At 64.0% G+C, this 10,215-nt stretch carries 10 protein-coding genes; 3 read left to right on the top strand and 7 right to left on the bottom strand.

The window, feature by feature from the left end; translation table 11 throughout:
* Positions 1-595 (top strand): histidine phosphatase family protein (locus HKL97_RS08080; RefSeq protein WP_291424184.1); only part of this gene is annotated, 595 nt, incomplete at its 5' end.
* Between the two features lie 20 nt (positions 596-615).
* On the opposite strand, the gene HKL97_RS08075 is transcribed toward HKL97_RS08080, so the two are convergent.
* On the bottom strand, positions 616-2,052 hold the full coding sequence (locus tag HKL97_RS08075) for an APC family permease (protein WP_291424182.1): 1,437 nt from the start codon (positions 2,050-2,052) through the stop codon (positions 616-618).
* A gap of 339 nt (positions 2,053-2,391) precedes the next feature.
* Between HKL97_RS08075 and HKL97_RS08070 the strand changes: the two genes are divergently transcribed.
* Positions 2,392-3,771 carry an L-serine ammonia-lyase gene (locus tag HKL97_RS08070; protein WP_291424180.1) on the top strand — a complete coding sequence of 460 codons (1,380 nt, stop codon included), beginning with the start codon at positions 2,392-2,394 and terminating at the stop codon, positions 3,769-3,771.
* A 380-nt stretch (positions 3,772-4,151) separates the two neighbouring features.
* Here HKL97_RS08070 and HKL97_RS08065 read toward each other — a convergent pair whose 3' ends face one another.
* Entirely contained in the window at positions 4,152-4,607 is a 456-nt protein-coding gene (locus tag HKL97_RS08065) for a MaoC family dehydratase (protein ID WP_291424178.1), read from the bottom strand.
* A 167-nt stretch (positions 4,608-4,774) separates the two neighbouring features.
* Between HKL97_RS08065 and HKL97_RS08060 the strand changes: the two genes are divergently transcribed.
* A complete protein-coding gene (locus HKL97_RS08060) occupies positions 4,775-5,833 on the top strand; it encodes an HPP family protein (RefSeq protein WP_291424175.1) in 1,059 nt (352 codons plus the stop codon).
* Between the two features lie 145 nt (positions 5,834-5,978).
* Here HKL97_RS08060 and HKL97_RS08055 read toward each other — a convergent pair whose 3' ends face one another.
* The 5 genes from HKL97_RS08055 to HKL97_RS08035 are packed head-to-tail and all read right to left on the bottom strand — an operon-like array spanning position 5,979 to position 10,114.
* Positions 5,979-6,854 carry a ParB/RepB/Spo0J family partition protein gene (locus HKL97_RS08055; protein ID WP_291424173.1) on the bottom strand — a complete coding sequence of 292 codons (876 nt, stop codon included), beginning with the start codon at positions 6,852-6,854 and terminating at the stop codon, positions 5,979-5,981.
* Positions 6,851-7,660, bottom strand: coding sequence for a ParA family protein (locus tag HKL97_RS08050; protein ID WP_291424171.1), 810 nt, complete (start codon positions 7,658-7,660; stop codon positions 6,851-6,853). Before HKL97_RS08050 ends, HKL97_RS08055 begins: the two co-directional genes overlap by 4 nt.
* A complete protein-coding gene (gene rsmG / locus HKL97_RS08045; protein WP_291424170.1) occupies positions 7,626-8,216 on the bottom strand; it encodes a 16S rRNA (guanine(527)-N(7))-methyltransferase RsmG in 591 nt (196 codons plus the stop codon). Before rsmG ends, HKL97_RS08050 begins: the two co-directional genes overlap by 35 nt.
* Positions 8,213-9,925: a tRNA uridine-5-carboxymethylaminomethyl(34) synthesis enzyme MnmG gene (gene mnmG, locus HKL97_RS08040; RefSeq protein WP_291424168.1), complete on the bottom strand. Its 1,713-nt coding sequence runs from the start codon at positions 9,923-9,925 to the stop codon at positions 8,213-8,215. The genes rsmG and mnmG overlap by 4 nt, the downstream gene beginning before the upstream one ends.
* A gap of 54 nt (positions 9,926-9,979) precedes the next feature.
* Positions 9,980-10,114 carry a hypothetical protein gene (locus HKL97_RS08035; RefSeq protein ID WP_408820863.1) on the bottom strand — a complete coding sequence of 45 codons (135 nt, stop codon included), beginning with the start codon at positions 10,112-10,114 and terminating at the stop codon, positions 9,980-9,982.
* Between the last annotated feature and the right edge of the window lie 101 nt (positions 10,115-10,215).

Below are 10,215 nucleotides of genomic sequence, written 5' to 3'. Positions count from 1 at the left end.
GGCCCTGGTGCGCCACGGCGCCACGGCGTGGACACTCACCGGCCGCTACCAAGGCCGCGCTGACCCGCCACTCTGCCCCCAAGGCTTCACCGAAGCCGCCACCCTGGCGGCCTCCCTGCGCGATCACGCCATCAGCCAGATCGTCACCAGCCCCTTGCTGCGCGCCCGCCAGACCGCCGCCATCCTCGCCGCCGCCGCCAGCCTTCCCTCACCCGCGACTGACAATGACCTCTGCGAAATCGACTACGGCGCCTGGGAGGGCCTGACCCAGCCGGAAATCAAATCCTCCTGGCCCGGCCTGCTGCGTACATGGAAACAGACCCCCGAGGCAGTGCGCTTTCCCGGCGGCGAATCCCTGGCCGGTGTCCGCCAGCGCGTGCGCGCGGCACTCCGCACATGGCACCGCGCCCCGCACGCCCACGCCGTCGTGCTGGTTACCCACGCCACCTGGATCAAACTGGCCCTGATCGAAACCGGCCAGCTCCCGCCTGAGCATTTCCGTCACTTCCCGGTGCCCACCGGCACCCTGTTCTGGCTTCCCGGCCCGCTTTCCTCAGCCCCGCCAACAGAGCCGCGCGCGCACGCAGCGCCCTGAGCGCCGTCAGCGCCCGCGCATCACCCGCCGAGCTTGGCCGGGTCCTCCGAGCCCAGCACAGCCCCCGCCTTGCTGAGAATTTCCGGCCTGTTCACCGCGAGCCAGAACGTCCCCGCCCCCAGCACCACCAGCCAGGCCAGGATGATCCATGGCATCCATGTATAAGGCGCCGTGGTGTTCTCAATCAGCTGCGCCACGAACAACCCGGTCATCAGCAGCGCGCCCGCCACCGGCAGCAGCACATGGCGCACGAATTTCCGGCTGCCCCGGCGCATGAAATAGACAATCGCCGCCATATCGGCGAGCACATACACAATCAAAATCGCCAAGGTGAGCAGAAAGCCCAGAAAGCCATAAACATTGCTTCCCCCGCTCGGGTCGCTCAGCCCGCCGGACACCGCCCCCACCCCAAACACCAAAATCAATGAAAACGCGCTCTGAAACAGCACCGCATTCGAGGGCGTATTTCGTTTCGGGTTGATATACGCAAGAAAATCCGGCAACAGCCGCTCGCGGCCCATGGTATACAAAATCCGCACAATCCCGGTGTTCGAATTCACCGACACCGCGAACATCGATGATACCGACGCCAGAATGATCAGCGGCGTCATCCACGGCGCATACATATGCGCCAGATCGTTCCACGGCGTCGAGGCGCCCGTCAGCGCGTTGATCTTCTCATTCCCAAGCCCGACAACCTCCGCCCAAACACAAAATGTATAGATCACGCCAACAACAATCGTCGAGAGCGCAACCGCCAGCGGCACATTGCGGTGCGGGTTGCGCACTTCGTCACCCAGCGTGGTCGCCCCCTCGAAGCCAACAAAGCTGAGCGCGGCGAACACCGCGCCGACCATCAACCCCTGCACGCCGTGCGGCGAGGCCGAAGGCAGCATCGGCCGCACCGTCAGCCCATGCGCGCCCCCCGCCGCAACCACGATCAACGCCATCACCATCACAACCGCCACCTCGACAAGGAACAGCACAATCGCCGTGCGTAACGAAGCCTGCACCCCCTCCAGCGCCAGAAACGTCACCAGCGCCCACGGTACCAGCGATATGAGAATCCACGGTATGTTGATACCGAATTCCTGCTGCAAAGTCTGTTGCAGATACGATCCGATCAGCGCAATCTCAATGGGCGGCAGCAACGCATAGGCCATGAACATAAGCCCGCCGGTGATAAACCCGGCCTGCGGCCCCAGGCCCTGCGCCACATATGTATAAAACGACCCGGCGCTCGGCGTCACCGCCGACATCTCCATAATCCCGCTGGCCGTAATCAATATCGCGATCAGGCAAACAAAATACACAAACGGCGTCGCCGGTCCCGAAAACGGGGTCGAAAACTGCGGGTTGAAAAAAGTTGAAACCGCCGGCCCCATAATCGCCGCCGACATGATAATCGCCCCCGGCAACCCCACGGAATTGCGTTTCAGCCCCGCTTGTAGCGCCATAACATTTCTCCGGATTTCTTAAAAACAGTCTTCGTTGGATACGGCACGCATCAACATATGTTATTTTTGGAAATGTCCCTCCAGCGTCCCGATTTTGAGGTTCGTCACATCAAAACATCTTCCCTCAGGGGACACGAGCGCTTTGTTTTCAGTGGCCTGCTTGCCCCTTTCGTCCCCTGCGAAATGCGGCGGACTTCAGAGGCAGGACACTAGCTGAATCATTTTTACAGCGTCAAGAATATTCAACACCCAGGCCTTGCGTTGCGGAAAACCCCCGCCAATACTGCACGGCACACGCCAACGCCCCATAAAAGCGCTGGCGCAGCGGAGACAAATAACATGGCGATCAGCGTTTTTGATTTGCTTAAAATCGGCATCGGCCCCTCAAGCTCGCACACCGTCGGCCCCATGCGTGCCGCCCTGCGGTTCGCCTCGGGCCTGGCCGAATCCGGCCAACTGGAACAAACAACCCGCATCAAGGCCGAGCTTTACGGCTCGCTCGGCGCCACCGGGCACGGCCACGGCAGCGACAAAGCCGTCCTCCTCGGCCTGCAGGGCGAAGCGCCGGACCAGGTGGACACCACAACCGTCCCCGCCAAGCTCGAGGCCATCCACGCCACCCATCGCCTCTCCCTGCTCGGCCGCCACCCAATCGCCTTCACCGAAGCCGAAGACCTGCTCTTCCACAAGCGCATCTCCCTGCCCTACCACCCCAACGGCATGCGCTTCACCGCGTATGCCGCCTCAGGCGCCGAGCTGCGCAACCGCGTTTATTATTCCGTCGGCGGCGGCTTCGTGGTGAACGAGGAAGCCGCCGGCTCCGACCGCATCGTGCCAGACCAAACCTCCCTCCCCTACGAATTCAAATCCGGCAAACAACTCCTCGAACTTTGCCAAACCAACAACATGCCCATCAGCCGGCTCATGCTCGAGAACGAAAAATCCTGGCGCACCGGGCCGCAAATCCGCAGCGGCCTGCTCAACATCTGGCAAGTCATGCAACAATGCGTGCGCACCGGCTGCGCCACCGAGGGCACGCTGGCCGGCGGCCTGAAAGTCCGCCGCCGCGCCGCCCAGCTCTACCGCCAGCTCTCCAGCCAGCCCGAAGCCGCCCTGCGCGACCCGCTCACCATCATGGACTGGGTCAATCTCTACGCCCTGGCCGTCAACGAGGAAAACGCCGCCGGCGGGCGCGTCGTCACCGCCCCCACCAACGGCGCCGCCGGCATCATCCCCGCCGTGCTCCACTACTACACCCGCTTCGTCCCCGGCGCTGACGACGCAGGCGTCATCGCCTTCCTCCTCACCGCCGCCGCCATCGGCATTTTATACAAGGAGAACGCCTCCATCTCCGGCGCCGAAGTCGGCTGCCAGGGCGAAGTCGGCGTCGCCTGCTCCATGGCCGCCGGCGCCCTGGCCGAAGTCATGGGCGGAACCCCCGCCCAGGTCGAAAACGCCGCCGAAATCGGCATGGAACACAACCTCGGCCTCACCTGCGACCCCATCGGCGGCCTCGTCCAGGTCCCCTGCATTGAACGTAACGCCATGGGCGCCATGAAAGCCATCAACGCCGCCCGCATGGCCCTGCGCGGCGACGGAACCCACTTCGTCTCCCTCGACAAAGTCATCCGCACCATGCGCCAAACCGGCGCCGATATGAAAACCAAATACAAGGAAACCGCCCGCGGCGGCCTCGCCGTCAACATCATCGAGTGCTGAGACCAAGGGGCTCCGCCCGCAGAACCCACGCAACCCACAGCTACACACCGGATCAATGGGAATTTCGTCTGTGGGTGGAGAGCAGTCTGACGGCTTTCGAACCGGGAAGTGATGATACCGGACATTCGCCCAGCCCGAGATTAGTTATCACCTCGTCTACTATCCAGCGACGCAGCACTTAAGTAGCACCCGTAGGATGGGTGAGCGAAGCGCTACCCATCGGTTTCCTGAAATGCCCACGATCTAATCGCTCGCACGCCCCTCATTCATCCAACACGCCGCCCGCCTGCGCCAGCACATTCTGCGCTTGTTTCAAACTCGGAATATCAAGCATCTTCCCATCCCCCCCGGTATAAACGACAACGAACGCAACTTCGCGATCATCCCGCGGGTTTCCTCATCTGCACGCAGCAGCGCTTGCACGCCGCCACCAGCTCGTCCTTCTGGTTAAAAGCCTTGTGCAAAAACGTAACAATTCCCTGGTCCGGATGAGATCTGCTCGCGCGCAGCTCAATCACCTCGCTCACCACATGCACGGTATCGCCATGGAACAACGGATGCGCAAACCGCACCTCATCCCAGCCCAGATTCGCAACCTCGCTCCCCAGCGTGGTATCTCCCACCGAGATCCCCACCATCAGCCCGAGCGTAAACGCCGGATTCACAATCCGCTGCCCGAAGGGCGTCCCCTTCATATACTCCTCGTCCAGATACTGCAGCGCCGGATTATGCGTCATCGCGCAAAACAGCACATTATCCGCCTCCGTCACCGTGCGGCGGATCGGGTGATGAAACACCTGCCCGAGCGTCATCTCATCAAACCATAAACCTGCCATCAATCCAGCCCCATAACAGCAACAACGGCGATGCCAAGCCATGCTACGCCGCTCCGCCTATGCGTCAACCCGGCCCGCACCGGGGCTTTCTCCCCCCAGCCGCCGCCTCTATATGCCCAAGGCGCGGCCCTACCGGCCCACACAACGGCCAAAGGGAGACTTATTTCATGTTCATTTTACCCGGCGCCACGCTGCGCGACAGATTATTCGCCAGCCTCGGCGCCCTCGCCGGCATCGCCCTCACCGGCACGCTCAGCGCCCTGCTGCTCGGCCACGCCAACAGCCTCGCCCTGCCCCTGCTCATCGCCCCCATGGGTGCTGCCGCGGTACTCATTTTCGCCGTCCCCGCCAGCCCGCTGGCGCAGCCCTGGCCGGCCATCGGCGGCAACATCATCTCCGCCCTCGCCGGCATCGCCGCCGCCCGCTTCATCCCAGACCCAGCCTTCGCCGCCGGCATCGCCGTCGCCGCTGCCATCGCCCTCATGTCCCTCACCCGCTCGCTGCACCCGCCCGGCGGTGCCGTGGCCCTGCTCTGCGTTCTCGGCGGCCCCAGCATCAACGCCTCGGGCTTCTTCTTCGCCTTCATCCCGGTCGGTCTCAACTGCATTCTGCTGGTGAGCATCGGCATCATCTATCACCGCTTCGCCTCAGGCCATTCCTACCCGCACCAGCCGGCACCTCTCACCGCCAACACCCACCGCACAGCAGACCTTCCCGCCCCCCTGCGAGCCGGCTTCCGTCCGGAGGACATCGACGCCGCCTTGGCCGAAGCCGGCGAAGCGTTCGACATCAGCCGCGACGACCTTGACCGCCTGCTCCGCCGCGTCGAAGCCCGCGCCGCCGCCCACGCCCATAAGCACCTCACCTGCGCTGACATTATGTCCCGCGACGTCATCCAGGCCCTGGAGACCACAACGCCCGGCGCCGCCCGCGCCCTGCTGCTCAATCATGATGTCCGAACCCTCCCGGTCACCGATGCCACCGGCCTGGTCATCGGCGCCATCGGCCTGCGCGAGCTCTCCCGCGACCCCACCAGCACCCTCACCTCCCTCATGACCCCCGCGGTCACCGCCAGCCCCAGGCAACCCGCCTCGGACCTCATCGCCCCGCTTACTAACGGCAGCGCCCGCGCCATCATCATCACAGATCCCACCGGCCGCGCCCAGGGCATCGTCACCCAGACTGACCTTCTGGCAGCCCTCGCCCGTTCCCAACCCGCCGCCTGAACCTCAAGACCCCCCAATTTCACGTCGTTGTTTTTTCAAAACAACCACCCCTTTTTTCTGGGGACAACTTTTTTTTATTGAACAAATTCAGCATGATGACTTGTGGATAACAGGGGTATGCTCCACGTGGAGCATACCCCGTTTCTCAGCCGTTCAGCAGCGCCAGCAGCGAGTCCATCTGGTCCAGATTGGCGTAATGCAGCGTAATCGTCCCACTCCGCCCATTAAACCCGATCTTCACTTTCACCCCCAGCCGCTCGGTCAAATTCTCCGCCAACGCCTCAACCTCGCTGTCCATCCGGCGCTCCGGCGGCGGCTTGATCAACGACCGCCCCTTAATCGAGCGCCCCAGGTTGTTCACAAACTCCTCCGCCTGCCGCACGGAGAGTTCCTTATCCAGCACCACCTTCGCCCCCTTCAGCGGGTCAGGATGCGCCAGCAGCGCCTTGGCGTGGCCCATGGAGAGGCTCCCATCGCGCACCATCCCCAGCACCTGCGGCGGCAGCTTCAACACCCGCAGCACATTGCCGATATGCCCGCGTGACTTGCCAACAACATCCCCCAGCGATTCCTGGCTGAGATGAAACTCCGTGATCAACCGCTGATACCCCTCGGCCTCTTCCACCGGGTTCAAATCCTCGCGCTGCAAATTCTCCACCAGCCCGGCAGCCATCGCATCCGCGTCGCTCAGCTCGCGCACCAGCACCGGCACCTCATGCAGGCTCACCTTCTGCGCCGCCCGCCACCGCCGCTCACCGGCAATAATCTGGTACTGCCCCGGGCTGCCCGGCTTGGGGCGCACCAGCAACGGCTGCAAAATCCCACGCTGCTTCACCGAGTCCGCCAACTCCTGCAACGCCGTCTCGTCCATGTCCTGGCGCGGCTGATACGGACTCGGCTCCAGCAGATCCACCGGCAACGCCTGCACCCCCGGCGCATTCACGCTCGTTGGCACCGCCGCATCCCCCAGCAGTGCCGCCAGGCCCCGCCCCAACCGTTTTGGCTGTTCTTTCGCACTCATACCGCAGCTCCCTTCTTCATCCGCGACCGTCTCAAAAACTCCGCCGCCAGCGCCAGATACGCCTGCGCCCCCACCGAGCGGAAATCATACAGCAACACCGGCAGCCCATGGCTCGGCGCCTCGGTAATCCGCACATTGCGCGGGATCACCGTATCGAACACCACGGCGCCAAAATGCCCGCGCACATCGTTGCTCACCTGCTCGGAGAGATTATTGCGCTTGTCCGTCATGGTCAGAACAATCCCCTCCACCGCCAGTTTCGGATTCAGGCTCCGCTTCACCCTGTCGATGGTCCGCATCAGCTGCGAAATCCCCTCCAGCGCAAAAAATTCCGCCTGCAACGGCACCAGCACCGCATCCGCCGCCACCAGCGCATTCAGGGTCAGCAACCCCATGCCCGGCGGGCAGTCGATAAACACGGTGTCGGCATCACACCGCGCGGCCAGCGCGTCCCGCAGCAAAAATTCCCGGCGCTCCGTCTGGCTGAACTCCAGATCCGCGCCCATCAAATCTTCCACCGCGGGCACGATGCTCAAATTCTCCACCCCGCACGGCAGCGTCAGCGCCGCCAGCTCGCCATCCCCGGCCAGCAGCGCATAGCTGCCGCCCTGGCGGATCGCACGGTCAATTCCCAATCCGGTACTGGCATTGCCCTGCGGATCAACATCGATCAGCAGCACCTTTTTCCCACCCACAGCCAGGGCGGCGGCAAGGTTGATGGCGGTGGTGGTTTTCCCCACCCCGCCTTTCTGGTTCACAACGGCGATGATCCTAGGGCGCGGCGGCGGCTTTACTTGTTCCAACATGGCGGATCTGGCTCACTTTCAGGATGCACGCTTCTGCATCTAGGGTCGACGCAAAGCGCTCGACCTCCATGTGCCAGACCGCCCTTGCGGCCGTCAATTCAACTTCCGCGCCACGCCCCTTCGGGAACAGGCAAACACCGTTCCCCGCGAGGTGCGGCGCCGCCAAACCCAATAATTTATCCAGCGGCGCCAGCGCCCGGGCTGTCACCAGCGGTGCCGGCTGCGTCTTCGCCGCCTCGATGCGCGTGTTCAGAACTTTCACCGGCGCCGTCAAAATCCGCGCCGCTTCCATCAAAAACGCCGCCTTGCGGGTGTCGGACTCAATCAACGTGAACTCGATCCCCGTGGCGATCGCCAGCACCATGCCCGGAAATCCGGCACCCGAGCCCAGATCCGTCGCCCGCGTCACCCCGGCCGGAATATGCGCCACCAGATCCAGGGAGTCCCGCACATGCCGCTCCCATATGTGCGCCAGATCCCCCTTGCTCACCAGGTTGATCTTTGGCGACCATTTCGCCACCAGCCCCGCGAACTGGCGCAAGCGTTCCTCGCTCATACCGCCCGCCTTGCCTTCTTCAGCGCGCCGAAAATCGCGCCAAGCGCCGCCGGCGTCATCCCTTCAATCCGCCCTGCTACGCTCAAATTCTGCGGACGCACCCGCTCCAGCTTCTCGCGCAACTCGTTGGAGAGCCCGCCCACAAGGGCATAATCAAACCCTTCGGGGATCAGCACCGCCTCATCGCGCGCACGGGCCTTTATCTCGTTTTCCTGCCGGTTGAGATACCCGGCATAATGCAAATCCGCGCGCAGAATCTCCGCCCCGCGGGAATGCCCCTCCGGCCTGCCGGCATACCCCGCAATCTCAGCCTCAAGTGCTGCAAACGCCCCGGCCCGCTCAGCCCCCACGCAACCCCAGCCCAGCCCCAGCGGGGTCAACCGCAGCTCCGCATTATCCGCACGCAGCAGCAGCCGGTACTCAGCCCGCGAGGTGAACATGCGGTACGGCTCCGTCACCCCTTGCGTCACCAGATCATCAATCAGCACGCCGATATAAGCCTGCTCCCGGCCCAGGCTCACCGGCGCGCCGCCACCCGCGGCACGCGCGGCGTTCAGCCCGGCCATCAGCCCTTGCGCGCCCGCTTCCTCATACCCCGTGGTGCCGTTAATCTGCCCGGCGAGATACAGCCCCGGCAGCGCCTTCACCTGCAACGCATGGTCCAGCGCGCGCGGGTCCACATAATCATACTCCACCGCATAGCCCGGCCGCAGGATTTTCGCGTGCTCCAGCCCCGGGATGGAATGCACCAGCAGCTCCTGCACATCCTCGGGCAGCGAGGTGGAAATCCCGTTGGGATACACGGTGTCATCATCCAGCCCCTCCGGCTCCAGAAAAATCTGATGCCCCGGCTTTTCCGCAAACCGCACCACCTTATCCTCGATGGAGGGGCAATAGCGCGGCCCCTTCCCCGCGATATTCCCGCCATACACCGCCGATTTATGGATGTTTTCGCGGATGATCTGATGCGTCAGCTCCGTGGTGCCGGTAATCCGGCAGGAGATCTGCGGGTTGGTCACGCGCTCGGTCAGGCTGGAGAAGCACTCCGGCGGGTCCTCGCCCTTGTCCTCAGCCAGCCCATCCCAGTCGATGCTCTTCTTGTCCAGCCGTGGCGGTGTCCCGGTTTTCAGCCGCCCCAGCGGCAGGTTCAAGCCCAGTAGCGCCTCGGCCAGCCCCACCGCCGGGGCGTCGCCAATCCGCCCGCCCGGGGCCATCACATTGCCAAAATGCAGCACCCCGCGCAAAAAAGTCCCGGTAGTCAACACCGCCGCCGCGCAGGAAAACACCCGCCCATCCGCCGTGGTCACGCCGCTCAACCGGCCCGAGGCATCGCGCAGCAGCCCCGCCGCCTCGCCCTCAACAATGGTCAAATTCTCCTGCGCCGCCAGCAGCGCCTGGATGGCGTTGCGATACAGCTTGCGGTCCGCCTGCGCCCGCGGCCCGCGCACCGCCGGCCCCTTGGTGCGGTTGAGCAGCTTGAAATGGATGCACGCCGCATCCGCCGCCCTTCCCATCAAGCCATCCAGCGCATCAATCTCGCGCACCAGATGCCCCTTGCCGATCCCCCCGATCGCCGGATTGCAGGACATCTCGCCCAGCCGGTCCGCCCGGTGGGTGAGCAGCAACGTGCTCGCCCCAACCCGCGCGGACGCCGCCGCCGCCTCCGCGCCCGCATGCCCGCCGCCAATGATGATCACATCGTATTTCATCCCGGCGTATTAGCGAGTTTGCAGGTATATAGGCAAGGAATAGCGTGTTGCGGGTTACTTGCCGATGCAGAACCCCGAAAACACCGCGTCGAGAATCTCCTCCACGCCGATCACCCCGGTCAAGCGCGCCAGCGCGTGTGCGGCGGCGCGTAGCTCCTCGCCGCGCAGCTCCGGTTCCTCCTCGGCCAAAGCCCCCGCCAGATCGCCTGCGTGCGCACCCGCAAAACCTGCGCGCCCGGCGGCAATGCGGGAAAATCTTCATCCGGCGCGGCCACCGCGATGATCAGATC

The sequence above is a fragment of the Acidocella sp. genome, from assembly GCF_013044125.1.
Taxonomy (GTDB): domain Bacteria; phylum Pseudomonadota; class Alphaproteobacteria; order Acetobacterales; family Acetobacteraceae; genus Acidocella.
Note: the sequence above shows the minus strand (reverse complement) of the source record. Positions and strands in the feature narration are given on the sequence as shown.